The organism is Acinetobacter sp. TUM15071 (genome assembly GCF_008980925.1).
GTDB classification, from domain to species: Bacteria; Pseudomonadota; Gammaproteobacteria; order Pseudomonadales; family Moraxellaceae; genus Acinetobacter; species Acinetobacter dispersus.
The window spans coordinates 50,082-63,858 of record NZ_BKGB01000001.1 but is presented as its reverse complement, the minus strand read 5'-3'; the positions used below and the strand labels follow the sequence as shown (position 1 = coordinate 63,858).

Annotated in this window: 17 protein-coding genes; 3 read left to right on the top strand and 14 right to left on the bottom strand. The window is 40.7% G+C overall.

Annotation, left to right across the window (positions count from 1 at the left end; all coding sequences use genetic code 11):
* Positions 1-31: 31 nt before the first annotated feature.
* Positions 32-604 carry a nicotinate-nicotinamide nucleotide adenylyltransferase gene (locus GBI66_RS00325; protein ID WP_171494241.1) on the top strand — a complete coding sequence of 191 codons (573 nt, stop codon included), beginning with the start codon at positions 32-34 and terminating at the stop codon, positions 602-604.
* Positions 605-617: 13 nt separating this feature from the next.
* On the opposite strand, the gene GBI66_RS00320 is transcribed toward GBI66_RS00325, so the two are convergent.
* The 8 genes from GBI66_RS00320 to dapD form a co-directional block, all read right to left on the bottom strand.
* The gene (locus tag GBI66_RS00320) at positions 618-980 is read right to left on the bottom strand and encodes a glyoxalase superfamily protein (protein WP_151714745.1); all 363 of its coding nucleotides are present in this window, start codon (positions 978-980) and stop codon (positions 618-620) included.
* Between the two features lie 12 nt (positions 981-992).
* A complete protein-coding gene (locus GBI66_RS00315) occupies positions 993-1,562 on the bottom strand; it encodes a CAP domain-containing protein (protein WP_151714744.1) in 570 nt (189 codons plus the stop codon).
* A 120-nt stretch (positions 1,563-1,682) separates the two neighbouring features.
* Positions 1,683-2,144, bottom strand: a complete 462-nt coding sequence (locus tag GBI66_RS00310; RefSeq protein ID WP_151714743.1) for a peroxiredoxin — start codon at positions 2,142-2,144, stop codon at positions 1,683-1,685.
* Between the two features lie 19 nt (positions 2,145-2,163).
* Positions 2,164-2,850 carry a diphthine--ammonia ligase gene (locus GBI66_RS00305; RefSeq protein ID WP_151714742.1) on the bottom strand — a complete coding sequence of 229 codons (687 nt, stop codon included), beginning with the start codon at positions 2,848-2,850 and terminating at the stop codon, positions 2,164-2,166.
* Positions 2,851-2,944: 94 nt separating this feature from the next.
* On the bottom strand, positions 2,945-3,370 hold the full coding sequence (locus tag GBI66_RS00300) for a hypothetical protein (protein WP_005151830.1): 426 nt from the start codon (positions 3,368-3,370) through the stop codon (positions 2,945-2,947).
* 31 nt (positions 3,371-3,401) lie between these two features.
* Complete coding sequence (queC, locus tag GBI66_RS00295; RefSeq protein ID WP_201772399.1) at positions 3,402-4,070, bottom strand: 7-cyano-7-deazaguanine synthase QueC; 669 nt, start codon at positions 4,068-4,070, stop codon at positions 3,402-3,404.
* A 77-nt stretch (positions 4,071-4,147) separates the two neighbouring features.
* Positions 4,148-4,858, bottom strand: a complete 711-nt coding sequence (queE, locus tag GBI66_RS00290) for a 7-carboxy-7-deazaguanine synthase QueE (protein ID WP_151714741.1) — start codon at positions 4,856-4,858, stop codon at positions 4,148-4,150.
* Between the two features lie 119 nt (positions 4,859-4,977).
* Entirely contained in the window at positions 4,978-5,799 is an 822-nt protein-coding gene (gene dapD, locus GBI66_RS00285) for a 2,3,4,5-tetrahydropyridine-2,6-dicarboxylate N-succinyltransferase (RefSeq protein ID WP_151714740.1), read from the bottom strand.
* A gap of 562 nt (positions 5,800-6,361) precedes the next feature.
* On the opposite strand from dapD, the gene carO reads away from it, so the two are divergent.
* Complete coding sequence (carO, locus tag GBI66_RS00280) at positions 6,362-7,117, top strand: ornithine uptake porin CarO type 5 (RefSeq protein WP_005189940.1); 756 nt, start codon at positions 6,362-6,364, stop codon at positions 7,115-7,117.
* A gap of 102 nt (positions 7,118-7,219) precedes the next feature.
* Here the strand turns inward: carO and GBI66_RS00275 are convergent, their stop codons facing one another.
* From GBI66_RS00275 to GBI66_RS00250, 6 genes are all read right to left on the bottom strand, one after another.
* Positions 7,220-8,143 carry a CysB family HTH-type transcriptional regulator gene (locus tag GBI66_RS00275; protein ID WP_005189937.1) on the bottom strand — a complete coding sequence of 308 codons (924 nt, stop codon included), beginning with the start codon at positions 8,141-8,143 and terminating at the stop codon, positions 7,220-7,222.
* Between the two features lie 54 nt (positions 8,144-8,197).
* Complete coding sequence (locus tag GBI66_RS00270) at positions 8,198-9,268, bottom strand: sulfate/molybdate ABC transporter ATP-binding protein (RefSeq protein WP_151714739.1); 1,071 nt, start codon at positions 9,266-9,268, stop codon at positions 8,198-8,200.
* A gap of 11 nt (positions 9,269-9,279) precedes the next feature.
* Positions 9,280-10,164, bottom strand: coding sequence for a sulfate ABC transporter permease subunit CysW (gene cysW / locus GBI66_RS00265; protein WP_005189931.1), 885 nt, complete (start codon positions 10,162-10,164; stop codon positions 9,280-9,282).
* A complete protein-coding gene (gene cysT, locus GBI66_RS00260; protein ID WP_151714738.1) occupies positions 10,161-10,994 on the bottom strand; it encodes a sulfate ABC transporter permease subunit CysT in 834 nt (277 codons plus the stop codon). Before cysT ends, cysW begins: the two co-directional genes overlap by 4 nt.
* 77 nt (positions 10,995-11,071) lie before the next feature.
* Positions 11,072-11,674 (bottom strand): alpha/beta hydrolase, encoded by a 603-nt coding sequence (locus tag GBI66_RS00255; RefSeq protein ID WP_005211528.1) that lies wholly within the window; start codon positions 11,672-11,674, stop codon positions 11,072-11,074.
* A gap of 31 nt (positions 11,675-11,705) precedes the next feature.
* The gene (locus tag GBI66_RS00250; protein ID WP_005189923.1) at positions 11,706-12,713 is read right to left on the bottom strand and encodes a sulfate ABC transporter substrate-binding protein; all 1,008 of its coding nucleotides are present in this window, start codon (positions 12,711-12,713) and stop codon (positions 11,706-11,708) included.
* A 251-nt stretch (positions 12,714-12,964) separates the two neighbouring features.
* Between GBI66_RS00250 and pabC the strand changes: the two genes are divergently transcribed.
* Positions 12,965-13,777, top strand: a complete 813-nt coding sequence (gene pabC / locus GBI66_RS00245) for an aminodeoxychorismate lyase (RefSeq protein WP_151714737.1) — start codon at positions 12,965-12,967, stop codon at positions 13,775-13,777.

Sequence of the window (13,777 nt, the reverse complement as noted above, 5' to 3'; positions counted from 1 at the left end):
TGATGAGTTCACAAAAAGTGAAATTACGCCTATGTACACATTTGACTATCTTGTTTTTATTGGACGCTTTCAGCCTTTTCATTTGGCGCATATGCAAACCATTGAAATTGCATTACAACAAAGTCAGAACGTGATCTTGGCTTTGGGCTCGGCTCAATCTGAACGGAATATCAAAAATCCCTTTTTAGCATCTGAACGTGAGCAAATGATTTTGTCGAACTTTTCTGACGAAGATCAAAAGCGGATTTATTTTGTGCATGTCGTTGATGTCTATAACGATGAAAAATGGGTTAAGCAGGTTAAAGATTTGGTCAATGCGGTCATTCAGCCCAATGCAAAAGTCGGGTTAATTGGTCACTTTAAGGATGAATCTTCGTATTATTTACGTTTATTTCCTGAGTGGCAGATGGTGGAACTGGATAGTTTGAAAGATTCAATTTCAGCAACACCAATGCGTGAAGCTTATTATCGTGGAGAGATTCAAACTGAATTTTTCCCACAAGGGACAATCCAGTTTCTGAGTGAGTTTCAAAAATCAGCGATATATCAACAATTACAGCAAAAATTTAAGCACAATGATCGCTCCAATATCGATGAGTCTTAATACAAAGGGAAGATTAAGCATCTTCCCAAAAAATGATTCGATTTGAAAATGGGTCGGTGATACTCAGCTCCAATGTTTCCCAATCGGTCTTCTCAATTTGAGGTTTGGCAAATTTATAATCTTTTGCATCCAATTCTGCATGAAGCAAACTGAGATTCTCCCAATAAATACGAATCGCACTATGCGGGCTAGCATCACCGAAATGCTCAGTTAAATGAATGATGCAATCCTCTTTGGAAATCTGTAGATAAAGCGGGAAGTTATCCCCAAATGTATGTTGCCAGTCCAATTGGAAGCCCAAATACTCAAGATAAAATGCTTGCGCAAGTGCAATATCAAAAATACGGAAAATCGGGGTAATAGAGCCAGATTGCATGCTTATTCCTTTTTATCGAACACCAAATTGTTGAGTCCAATAACTTTTTTGCTTGGTTGAGGCATCGACTGTACAGGCTAGCGCATAATCTGTAAATTTTGGATGCATTAAATTATGACAATGCACTGGACTGGCAAGCCATGTGGCCATCACATCATTTAAATTTTTTTGTCCACGTGCTACGTTTTCACCACCGCCTCGCCCTTTAAATGATGTTTGTTTTAGGCGGGTTCTAAAATCTTGACCTGTGCTACTCACATGTCCAAGCACACTGTACTGCGCCATATCTTCGGCATGCGCCAAGGCACTTTGATATAAGTGATTGTTCCATCGAAGTGGTGCAACTGCGGGAAAATACTGTCCACCACATTGACGTGGATGTTGCCGAATTTCATTAATTGCATCAAGAAGCACTTGTTGATAAGCAGGGTTTTGTAGGTCTTGGCAGCGTATTTCGGTCGCTGATTTTTGAATTTGTGCGACTATGGGAGCAGAGTTTTGAGAAGTCGTAGGTGCATTCGAGTTACATGCAGATACAAACATAAGTAAGGGTAATGATAAGAACACATTGAGATAATTCATTTTTGAAGTCTTTAGCTTATTCTTTTAATCTGTTTATCATACGCCAAGCGCGAAGCTGACAGCAATTTGCTTGAATAAAAAAAGCGAGTTTAGAACCCGCTTTTTTGTTATTACATGTGATTAAGCAGTTTGTAATGCTTTGAGGTCTTCTAAGACTTGTTCTGCATGTCCAGCCGCTTTGACTTTACGGTAGCTTTTCACTAACTGTTTGTTATGGAAAATAAAGGTTGAGCGTTCAATGCCCATCACTTGTTTGCCATACATATTTTTTTCTTTGATCACATCGAAATGTTTGCATAACACTTCTTCTTTATCACTGATTAAGTCAATCCTGAGCGCTTGTTTTTCGGTAAAGTTCTGATGTGCTTTGACCGAGTCGCGTGATACGCCAATAATTTGACAGTTTAACGCATCAAATTGGTCTTTTAAGCAAGAAAAGCCCACTGCTTGAGTGGTACAACCAGGGGTTGAGTCTTTAGGATAGAAATAGAGTACCAACCATTCACTGCTAGTCTCAGCCAAATTGATTTCACCTTGTGTGGTGGGGAAAGTGTGATTCGGTAATTGAATATTCTCAGACATTGTTTATCCTTCGATAAAATTAATTTTGTTCAAGCTCAAGGGGTAAAAAAGCATATTCCTCATGATAAACAATATCGCCACGACGTACAGGAATAGCTTTGTTAAAAATTGGTCCATCAATCACGGTGGTGTGGAATTCACCACCTTCACCACATGAGTCAATGCCACGGCTTTCTAATTCTTGGATGTAGTCCAGAGTGAGGATTTTGCCCAGATCTTCGACTTGCATACCCAGTTTCAGGTTGACTGTCACTATGACACTTTTAAATCCTAAATTGATAAACTCTTCAACCACTTCTTTATGTGGGCGTAACCACAGCGGCATGCCCAATTTTAGTCCTACTTGCTGAGTCACCTGATCATGCCAACAGCCATGTTGAGGCATATCCAAATCACCTGTTACCAGTACTTCAGCACCGTTTTGTTTGGCTTGATTGAGTAGCGCGATAAACTTTGTCTCATAATCAGCCCAACTTGATGACGTCATATACACAGGTAAACCAATTGCATCTGCTTGCGCACGGATAATATCCAGTGGCATTGCATGTGACCGCGAGCGTTGTCCTTGCTCTTCCAGCATCACAATCAGTCCGATCACTGTACCTGTTTGCATGGCATGGTATAAGGCGAGGGAACTATCTTTACCCCCACTAAAAGAGACGATTGACTGCCTTTGATCCGCATTGGTTTTCCATTGGTCTTGCATGGTGTTATTCAACTAATTCATGATAAAAGAGATTTTAACAAACCCTATAGAAAAAGCCTGCATAAATGCAGGCTTTGTTCTGAGCAAGACAAGCTTATTTTTTCGGTGCTTGTTGCTGTTGTTGTTGAGCAGCTTTCATTGCTTCTTCAGTTAGCTTTTCAAGCTTAGTTACAAGCGGTGCACCTAGGCAAGCTTGTAAGTCTTTATTTTGCTGTTGTACAAAACCTAAAGAACTTGGGCTTTTCTTCGCGTTGATTGCACTTTGGATTTCCCATTTTTGTGCTTCAGTTACTTTACCTTGTGCATCAATTTGGCAACCACAGAACTTGCTTACTTCTGCCGCTGTTAATTTGCCGCCTTTCGCAGTTTGGTCTTTACATACATTGACCAACGCTGCTTTTACATTGGTACTTTTATACGCAGTTTGTAATGGATTATCAGCTGCGTGAGTTGCTGTTGCAAATAATGCAGCAGCTGACATCATTGTAGAAAGAATAAGATTTGATTTAGAAAACTTCATATAATGTACCTAATTTTTTACCCTATATCGGTTATTCAGCGTAACGCGTTGGATCCGCAATACCTGCTTCGATAAAACCTTGTTGACGTAAACGACAGCTGTCGCATTTGCCACATGCACGTCCTTGAGCATCTGCCTGATAGCAGGATACCGTTTGACTATAGTCTACGCCATGTTCGATGCCTAAGCGTATAATATTCGCTTTAGATAAATGTAACAAAGGTGTTTCAATTTTAAGGGGTTTTCCTTCAACACCAGCTTTTGTTGCCAGACGGGCAAGATTGGCAAAAGCGTCAATAAATTCAGGGCGACAGTCAGGATATCCTGAATAATCAACAGCATTAATCCCAATCACGATGGCAGCTGCGTCAAAAACTTCGGCTGCAGCAAGTGCATAAGATAAGAAAATAGTGTTACGTGCTGGAACATAAGTTACAGGAATGCCTTCTTGTAATTGTTCTGGGACTTCAATGTTATGATCTGTAAGTGCAGAACCACCCAAATTGCCCAAATCAATATTAATGACACGGTGTTCTACACCTGCACGTTGTGCAAGTGCTTTGGCTGCATCAAGTTCAGTCGTTGAACGTTGACCATACATAAAGCTTAAGGCGATACATTCATAATTTGCCTGTGCCCAAGCAAGACACGTTGTTGAGTCTAAGCCGCCAGACAATAATACGATGGCACGAGAACGCATATTATTTTCCATGATTCAACCTAAAAATAAATTTGATAAAAGCCGATCTATTTTGCAGAACGGAGATGGTAAGCATTTTAACGACCAGATTCATCATTCCATAACAGCTTATGCAACTGTAATTGGAAGCGAACAGGGAGATGGTCTTCTAAAATCCATTGAGCTAAGTCACGCGCCAAAGCAGGCAGGGCAACAGCACCTTTTTCAACTGCAAAAGCAGGCGAGAACCATACTGTACTCACTTTATCTTGCAACTGGAATTGTTCAAGTTGTTGTTTCGACCACTCATAGTCCCCACGATTACAAATCACAAATTTAATCTGATCATGTGGCGTTAAATAGTCAAGATTGCTGTATAGGTTCCGATGATCTTCTTTAGAAGTCGGTGTTTTTAAATCTAATACTTTAGAAACACGTGGATCAACTTTAGACACATCTAAGGCACCACTGGTTTCTAGAGATACTTCAAAACCGAGGTCACATAGGCGCTGTAATAAAATCAGGCAATTTGGCTGAGCAAGTGGCTCGCCGCCTGTGACGCAAATATAAGGTGTTTTATGTTGGCTTGCAGTTTCGATAATCTGTTCAAGCGATAAACGTTCGCCACCTTCAAAAGAGTAGGTCGTATCGCAATAACTACAACGTAAAGGGCAACCTGTTAAACGAATAAAAACGGTCGGTAGACCAAAGGTATTCGCTTCGCCTTGCAAAGAGTAAAAAATCTCTGTGATGCGTAAACCTGCCGCAGGATCTGAGACAGGAATTGCAGAAGAACGTAAGGAAGCCATAAACAGTTACCACAAAACAGTTGCTACACAAGCAGCATGTACATAAAAAACAAAATCTCTACGACCATGACTGATCGTAGAGACGGGGAACGACCAAGTTCCGCAATAAATATTAGAAATTAGTCTGCACGCAATAAATCGTTTAGGCTAGTTTTTGCACGTGTTTTCGCATCAACTTTTTTCACGATGATCGCAGCGTAAAGGCTGTAAGTACCGCATTTAGATGGAAGGCTACCCGCAACAACCACAGAACCTGCTGGTACACGGCCATAATGAACTTCACCAGTCTCACGATCGAAGATCTTGGTTGATTGACCAATGAAAACACCCATTGAGATTACAGAACCTTCTTCAACAATCACGCCTTCAACGATTTCAGAACGTGCACCGATGAAGCAGTTATCTTCAATAATGGTTGGGTTTGCTTGTAATGGCTCTAAAACACCACCGATACCAACGCCACCAGATAAGTGAACATTTTTACCGATTTGCGCACATGAACCTACAGTAGCCCATGTATCAACCATGGTACCTTCATCTACATAAGCACCGATGTTGACATATGAAGGCATCAAAATCACATTTTTCGCTTGGAAACTACCACGACGAGCTACAGCAGGCGGTACAACACGTACACCCGCAGCTTTGAACTGTTCTTCAGTCCAACCTGCGTATTTAGTATCTACTTTGTCATAGAAACGAAGATCACAAGCTTCAATTGGCTTGTTGTCATTGAGTTTGAATGAAAGTAAAACTGCTTTTTTTAACCATTGGTGAACAACCCATTCACCATCGATTTTTTCCGCTACACGAAGTGAGCCGTTGTCTAAAGCAGTCAATGCTTCTTCTACAGCTTGACGAATTTCTGTTGGGCAGTCCGTTGCGCTATAGTTGGCACGGTCTTCAAATGCTTGCTCAATGATTGTAGAAAGCTGAGACATGATCTTCGTTCTTCCAAAAAAATTTTGAAGATTTTACACTAATTTTGTAGGGTCTGTTGCCATTTTATAAATAGGTTGCGTTATAAGCTAAAATTTTATCAGACGAGGCATGAAACGCAGGGAATGGCTATTCCCTTGCCAAGTATCATAACGAAGTATGAGGAAATTTTAGCTATAACCCTTTGGGACAAGGAGTTTTTTGTCGCTACATCGTTATGTCTTGTTCATTTAGAAAGCCTAAACTTCACAAGCCATGCCTTGTATCGCCTGAAAAATCTCCATTGTCGCAACCATAGATAAATTGGCAGCAGACCCTCAGAATCTTTGAAAAAAGTAGTTACAATATATTGTTTTAAATTTGTGCAACAAAACTGTAATAAAAATGGAGTCCATTGTTTTTTATCTATAATTTAGAAATACATAATTCATTCGAATTTGTATCAAAAAATAACAAAAAGTAATCAGTTTCTGTATAAAAAGTTAGCGATCATTCTTTTATGCTTAGTCCACAAGCAACAATTATATATTTATTTAAATAAAAGCGTTTTGTGAGGAGACTTCAATGAAAGCTTTGCGTGTTATGTTAGCAGCAGGTGCATTAACAGCGATTGCAGGTACTGCATTTGCAGCGGATGAGCAAGTTGTGCAGGAATCTGTTTATGCATTTCCTTCATACTTAGATCCAGTTTCAGTTCGTGCTGAAGTTGGTACAACAGGCTACGGTGGTGCAATTTCATATCGAGTTAACCCATACGTGAGCTTAAGCCTTGGTTACAATGGTGGGGATATTTCTTGGTCAGACAGTTTAAAAGTTGATGGCACGAAATATGATATGGACATGGATAATAAAACAGCATATTTAAATGCTGAAATTTACCCATGGGGTACTAACCAAAATGCATTTGCTCGTGCTCTTTATGTAGCAGCAGGTGTTGGTTATCTTGACAATACCTATGATTTGAAAAAACGTGTTGGTGGCAACAGTTTGGTTCGGGTTAATGGTGAGCGCTTTACAACAACCAATAGTCAGAGTGCACAAATTGATGGTACGATGAATTATGATAATGATATCGCACCATACGTAGGTTTTGGTTTAAATGCCCCTGTGTATAAAAATATCGGTTTATTTGGTGAAGTTGGTGCTTATTATACAGGTAACCCAACCGTTAACTTAAAAACTTCTGGCGATGATCAAATCATCGGTAGTAATGGTAATACTTTAGAAAGCGCTGTTGATAAAGAACAACGTAATATTGAAAACAAAAGTAAATATGAGTGGATGCCAGTTGCGAAAGTGGGTGTGAGCTTCAAGTTCTAATCCATGCATTCAGCATAAAAAAACGAGCTCAATGCTCGTTTTTTTATGTGCTTTAATAAGTAGAACAAAAGGCTTATATGAGCCTTTTGTTTTTTGGATAATTTATTCTTCTGGATAAGCTACTTTTTTCAGTGCTTTAATATCTGTTTCTGGTGAGCAGAGTGAGATAAATTCATAACCATAACCACGGAGCAGATGCCCTTTGCGTACCGCAATCCATGTTGTATTAACACCAAATATATCTGTTTTGATTTGCTGTAAACGATAGTCACGCTCTGCATCATAAGCAACATCGTTGACAATTCCGACGCCCATATTCAGTTCAACATAGGTTTTGATGACATCGGCATCGAGGGCTGACATTACAATGTCGGCATGCAATTGTGCATCTTCAAAGGCTTTGTCAATTTTAGAACGGCCTGTAAAACCGCCATGATAGGTAATCAGCGGATATTCGGCTAAGACATCCAAGCTGATTTTGTCTAGTTTCGCTAGAGGATGGTCTTTTGGAGTAATAATGCTATGGTGCCATTCATAATAAGGTACGCTGGCCAAATTATCTTCTGTTGTTAATGATTCAGTTGCAATACCAATATCTGCTTCACCTTGGAGTAGCATTTCTGCAATCTCAACAGGGCTAGCCTGTTGTAAAACCAAATGTACTTTTGGAAATAATTTTTTAAATTGATTCACAATCGGTGGCAGTACATAACGAGCCTGAGTATGCGTAGTCGCGATAGTCAGTGTACCTTCATCCACTTTATTAAAATCATCGGCTAGACGTTTAATATTGTCAGCATCGACCAACATGCGTTCTACAATACTTAATAAGGATTGTCCAGGTTCGGTGAGGCCTAATAAGCGTTTACCTTTACGTACAAAGAGTTGTACACCTAATTCATCTTCTAAATCTTTAATGTGTTTACTGACACCAGATTGGGAGGTATAAAGTGCCGCAGATGCTTCAGTTAAATTAAAGTTTTGGCGAACAGTTTCTCGAATAATTCTGAGTTGTTGGAAGTTCATAAAAGTTTTTCCTCATAAGAGGATGGGGCGTGTTTTTACCCCATCAATATTATTTTAAGCAACTTGCGTTGTTTGATCTGCGAATAAATGAAGTTGAGCTGCACTGATCCAAACGGTTTGATTTGGTTTGAATTGATGTAAGTTCGCTTCTTCTACACTTAATAAAATTTCGATAGTACGTCCACTACGATCTTGTAATTCCGCCACAACTCTACCTGCAATCCACACTTCACGTAAGAACGTTGCCTCAATGGTATTGGCTTGAGGTTGGGTATGAATATGTAATTCATTTGGTCGTGCAAATGCAATGACTTTCCCTTGTGGCGCATCTAGTAGAGTCGGTAGCTGAATACGGTCATCACCGATACGAATAATACCGTCAGTATGCTCACCTTCAAAACGATTTGCTTGACCAAGGAAATCAAAAACAAACGGGGTTGCTGGTTTTTCATACACTTCACGTGGTGAACCGATTTGCTCGACATCACCTTTGTTCATGACGATGATCTGATCAGCTACTTCTAAAGCCTCTTCTTGATCGTGAGTCACGAAGATCGAAGTAATATGCAGCTCGTCATGTAAGGTACGTAACCAACGGCGTAATTCTTTTCGAACTTTAGCATCAAGTGCACCAAATGGTTCATCAAGTAACAAAACACGTGGTTCAACTGCGAGTGCACGGGCTAAAGCAATACGTTGGCGTTGACCACCAGAAAGCTGAGCAGGGTAACGATCTGCCAAGAAACCAAGTTGCACCAGATCAAGTAAGCGCGTCACACGTTTTTTGATTTCAGCTTCTGAAGGGCGTGTTGCACGAGGGCGAACGCGTAAACCAAAGGCAATATTGTCAAAAACAGTCATGTGGCGGAACAGGGCATAGTGTTGAAATACGAAACCAACCTGACGCTCACGTACATGAATATCCGTTGCATCTTCACCTTCAAGTAAAACCTGACCGCCATCTGCAGATTCTAAGCCTGCAATGATGCGTAATAAGGTTGTTTTTCCGCAGCCTGAAGGACCAAGTAGGGCAACCAATTCACCTTCAGGAAAGTCCAAAGAGATATTTTTCAGCGCATGGAATGCACCAAAGTGTTTTTCAATATTTTTAACTTGAATACTCATGTGTTTATTCCTTAGTGATTCGGCTGATGTTTATTTGCTTGCTCTTGACGTATTTCTAGCCATGTTTTCAAAATCAAAGTGATGATCGCTAAAAATGCCAGTAACGATGACACAGCAAATGCAGCACTAAAGGTATATTCGTTATAAAGAATCTCGACGTGTAACGGTAAGGTATTGGTTTGACCACGAATATGACCTGAAACCACGGATACCGCACCGAATTCACCCATTGCACGGGCATTACACAGAATCACGCCATAAATCAGACCCCATTTGATATTCGGTAACGTCACTCTCCAGAAGGTTTGCCAGCCTGAAGCACCGAGTACAATCGCAGCTTCTTCTTCCTCAGTCCCTTGTGCTTCCATTAAAGGAATTAACTCACGAGCAACGAATGGAACAGTAATGAAAATGGTGGCTAATACAATCGCAGGTACGGCATACAAGATTTTGATGTCATGGTCCATTAACCAACTGCCCATCCAACCTTGCGTACCAAAAATCAGAACCAACATTAAACCGGCAATGACTGGCGATACCGAGAAAGGCATATCAATAATGGTGGTTAAGATGGCTTTCCCTCGGAACTGGAATTTTGCAACCGCCCATGCTGCTGCAACACCAAACACCACATTAATGGGTACTGCAATCGCGGCAGTGAGTAAGGTCAGTTTGACCGCCGATAAAGTATCAGAATCGGTTAAAGCATTGATATAAACGGTCAGACCTTGTTTAAATGCTTCAACAAAAACCAAAATCAGCGGTAGGATTAAGCAGCTCAGGAAAAAGATCAGAGCAACACCAATTAGGGTATAACGGACCCAAGTTGGTTCTCGGGTTGCATCTCTGGCTTGTAATTTGATTGCTAAAGCGTTGCTATTGGTATTTAAGCTCATTGTGCAACTCTCCCTGTACGACGGCTAGCCCATGCTTGCACCAAGTTAATTAAAAATAAGATGCCGAAAGAGAGGATGAGCATAACCACAGCGATGGTCGTTGCACCTGCGTAATCGTATTCCTCTAAGCGAGAAATGATCATCAATGGTGCAATTTCTGTTTTATAAGGTTGGTTGCCTGCAATGAAGATAACAGAGCCATACTCGCCAACGCCACGCGCAAAAGCTAAGGCAAAACCTGTTAGCAAAGCAGGGAATAAAATCGGCAAAATGATTTTGGTAATGGTTTGCCAACGATTCGCTCCTAGTGCTGAAGCGGCTTCTTCCAATTCGGTTTCAATATCACTGAGTACAGGTTGTACGGTACGAACTACGAAGGGTAGACCAATAAAGATTAAAGCAAGTGTGATCCCAATCGGAGTATAAGCCACTTCAATCCCAAGAGGGGAAAGATATTGTCCAATCCAGCCTGTTGGGGCATATAAAGAGGTTAAGGCAATACCCGCAACAGCAGTCGGTAGGGCAAACGGTAAGTCCACCAAAGCATCGACAATGCGTTTACCTGGGAAGTTGTAACGAACCAAGCACCATGCGAGCAATAAGCCAAAGACTACATTCACCAAAGCGGCAATCAATGCAGCGCTAAAGCTCAGTTGTAAGGACTTTAAAATTCGTTCTGAAGTTAAGATTTCCCATAAGCCATCCCACCCAATCCCTAAAGATTTGATAAATACAGCAGATAAAGGAATAAGCACAATCAAAGACACGTAAGCGAGGGTGAAGCCTAATGAGAGACCAAACCCAGGCAGCACTCGGGAACGCTGCGACATGATATTTCCTCAAAGAGAAATGTTTGCTAAAACAAGCAAATAAATAATGCGAATACTAAAATTACGGAAAGCTGGGGTTAGGCAAATTTCAAATTAAAATTTGCCTGACTCATTCGGGCAACCAACTGCGTCTTTTTTTCAGGCAGCAGATAGTTCAGGATCTCGGGGAAAGGACCAAATCCAGAAGCAACATTGATATGACCCACTGGACCTAAATTGATTGGTGTTAACTTCCATGCTTGAGCAAGTTGTAGTGCATCGACATAACCTAACCAAGGGTCATTTTCACTGATCAATAACGTGGTCGGCACGTCAATTTTCAGTTGCTGAAAATACTGTTTATAGTCAGTCAAGCTATGACGAGCGAAGCCTGCTTCACCAAAACGTGCCGGGTTCGCGGGTGCAACTAAAATCAGATTTTTAACTTTTGCTCTGAGTTCTGGGTGTTCAGCAAGTGCAGCAACACTGGTTAAGCAGCCAAAGCTATGTGCAACGATTTGAACAGGCGCTGGAGCTGCAATAACAGTTTTAACAAATTGAGCGACCCATTCGCTTAACACAGGACGATCCCAGTGTTTCTGTTGAACGCGAGAGCTAGACACGAGCTGCTGTTGTAACCAAGACTGCCAATGCTGTGCTTCGCTACCACCTACACCTGGAACAATTACGGTATGAATCATGTCCGCTCTCCCTATTTACCCGTTGAGTAAATTATTTCGTTGTGCTGTTGAGCTTGACGATCTGGTCAAACACACCACCATTATCAAAGTGAGTTTTTTGTACTTTGGTCCAGCCACCAAATTCTTGATCAATCGTCACTAATTTAAGTGGTTTAAATACATTGCTGTATTTCTTTAACACTGCCGCATTACGTGGACGGTAGAAGTTTCGTGCAGCAATCTCTTGACCTGCTGGTGAATACAAGTAATTCAAATAACCACGAGCGATTTGTAGATTACCTTTTTTCTCAGCATTCTTTTCAACTACAGCAACTGGCGGTTCTGCAAGAATCGAAAGAGAAGGTGTGACAATTTCGAATTTGCCTGGTTGCTCACGTACCGCAAGATAAGCTTCATTTTCCCAAGCCAGTAATACGTCACCAATACCGCGTTCAGCAAATGTTGTGGTTGCACCACGTGCACCTGAATCAAGTACTTTGGTTTGTTTATAAATTTGACGAACAAACTCTTGAGCTTTAGCGTCGTTACCACCTTTTTGATGTTTTGCCCAAGCCCAAGCACCTAAGTAGTTCCAACGTGCACCACCCGATGTTTTAGGATTTGGTGTAATGATTTCTACACCTGGCTTAACGAGATCACCCCAATCTTTGATTTGTTTTGGGTTGCCTTTACGAACTAGGAATACAATTGTTGAGGTATATGGCGTAGAGTTGTTCGGTAATTTCTTTTGCCAGTCTGCTGGAAGGAGTTTTGCATTTTCTGCAATTTCATCGATATCTGCTGCAAGTGCAAGTGTGACTACATCTGCATTTAAGCCATCAATCACGGCACGGGCTTGTTTACCTGAACCGCCGTGTGATTGTTTAAAGTCGATGTCCTGACCTGTACGTTGTTTCCAGAACGTACCGAATTGTTTATTGAAATCTGTATACAGTTCACGCGTTGGGTCATAAGAAACGTTTAAGAATTCTTGTGCCGCGAATGAAGAAACTGAGAGTAATGCGGCAATTACGCCAACTTTAACTTGAGAAAAACGCATGGAAAACCCCTTAAAATCTAAATCACTGTTTGGAATATGTACGCAGCATAACGCCAGTTTTTTTGCAAAAAAAATAATTAAAATCGAATTTGTTATGAAAAAAATAGAAATAGATAAAACAGATAAGCTTTGCTGAATTATTGATATATAAGCGATTTTTAATTTTAGGTTTTAATTGTTATACTTATTTAAAATCAATGGCTTATTGGTTTTGGTGGTGCTGACTTATAAAGTGGAAAGGTATCTAGATTATGCAGTGTTATAAAAATGGACAATTAATTGATTCCATCCCTTTATTAGACCGAGCTTTTCATTATGGTGATGGCTGCTTTACCACAGCACGTATTTTTCACGGAATTTTTGAACTAAAAGAACTACACTTTGCACGTTTAAAATTGGCATGTCAGTCCTTACAGCTGGATGCAGATTTATCTTGTGTAGAAAAGTCACTGGTGCAATTACAGCAGCAATATTCAAATCTCAATGGCACATTAAAAGTCGTGATTAGCCGTGGTGAAGGCGATCGTGGCTATAGTCTGCCATTACATGCGGCTGATGTTTATGTCTGGTATTACCCAAGAGTAACACAGGCTTTTCAGCCTGAGTGGATTGAAAGTGGCATTTTAAATCATGCGTTGGGTTTGAATATGCCTCATTTGGTGGGTTTAAAAACGCTGAACAGATTAGAACAGGTCTTGCTCAAGCAAGAGGCTGATCAGCGTGGTTGGTTAGAAGCCCTCGTCAGTGATGTACAAGGTTATATTGTTGAAGGGGTGAGCAGTAATTGTTTTATTCGTATAAATGATCGGTGGATTACGCCCGAACTTCGCTATAATGGCGTCCACGGTGTGATGAGAGCCAAAATCTTGTCGAGAATGCAGCAATATCAGATTGAATGTGAGCAGCGGTGTATCGATATGAATGAGATTGGCCATATCCAAAGTTTATTTTTTTGCAATGCGTTACATCCAATGAAAGCGGTTGTTCGATTTAATGATCAGGCCTTAGCGCAGCAACCCTATCTTGATTTATTTGAAACTTTAAAACTTAGCCAGATTGATTAA

What these genes read in the sequence shown, in the direction of transcription:
- cysW (WP_005189931.1), bottom strand. Translation starts at nt 10,164, where the DNA reads ATGAGCTTAAATACCAATAGCAACGCTTTAGCAATCAAATTACAAGCC.
- GBI66_RS00275 (WP_005189937.1), bottom strand. Translation starts at nt 8,143, where the DNA reads ATGAACTTCCAACAACTCAGAATTATTCGAGAAACTGTTCGCCAAAAC.
- GBI66_RS00255 (WP_005211528.1), bottom strand. Translation starts at nt 11,674, where the DNA reads ATGATTCATACCGTAATTGTTCCAGGTGTAGGTGGTAGCGAAGCACAG.
- GBI66_RS00325 (WP_171494241.1), top strand. Translation starts at nt 32, where the DNA reads ATGTACACATTTGACTATCTTGTTTTTATTGGACGCTTTCAGCCTTTT.
- pabC (WP_151714737.1), top strand. Translation starts at nt 12,965, where the DNA reads ATGCAGTGTTATAAAAATGGACAATTAATTGATTCCATCCCTTTATTA.
- queC (WP_201772399.1), bottom strand. Translation starts at nt 4,070, where the DNA reads ATGCGTTCTCGTGCCATCGTATTATTGTCTGGCGGCTTAGACTCAACA.
- GBI66_RS00300 (WP_005151830.1), bottom strand. Translation starts at nt 3,370, where the DNA reads ATGAAGTTTTCTAAATCAAATCTTATTCTTTCTACAATGATGTCAGCT.
- carO (WP_005189940.1), top strand. Translation starts at nt 6,362, where the DNA reads ATGAAAGCTTTGCGTGTTATGTTAGCAGCAGGTGCATTAACAGCGATT.
- GBI66_RS00250 (WP_005189923.1), bottom strand. Translation starts at nt 12,713, where the DNA reads ATGCGTTTTTCTCAAGTTAAAGTTGGCGTAATTGCCGCATTACTCTCA.
- GBI66_RS00270 (WP_151714739.1), bottom strand. Translation starts at nt 9,268, where the DNA reads ATGAGTATTCAAGTTAAAAATATTGAAAAACACTTTGGTGCATTCCAT.
- GBI66_RS00310 (WP_151714743.1), bottom strand. Translation starts at nt 2,144, where the DNA reads ATGTCTGAGAATATTCAATTACCGAATCACACTTTCCCCACCACACAA.
- GBI66_RS00315 (WP_151714744.1), bottom strand. Translation starts at nt 1,562, where the DNA reads ATGAATTATCTCAATGTGTTCTTATCATTACCCTTACTTATGTTTGTA.
- GBI66_RS00320 (WP_151714745.1), bottom strand. Translation starts at nt 980, where the DNA reads ATGCAATCTGGCTCTATTACCCCGATTTTCCGTATTTTTGATATTGCA.
- queE (WP_151714741.1), bottom strand. Translation starts at nt 4,858, where the DNA reads ATGGCTTCCTTACGTTCTTCTGCAATTCCTGTCTCAGATCCTGCGGCA.
- GBI66_RS00305 (WP_151714742.1), bottom strand. Translation starts at nt 2,850, where the DNA reads ATGCAAGACCAATGGAAAACCAATGCGGATCAAAGGCAGTCAATCGTC.
- dapD (WP_151714740.1), bottom strand. Translation starts at nt 5,799, where the DNA reads ATGTCTCAGCTTTCTACAATCATTGAGCAAGCATTTGAAGACCGTGCC.
- cysT (WP_151714738.1), bottom strand. Translation starts at nt 10,994, where the DNA reads ATGTCGCAGCGTTCCCGAGTGCTGCCTGGGTTTGGTCTCTCATTAGGC.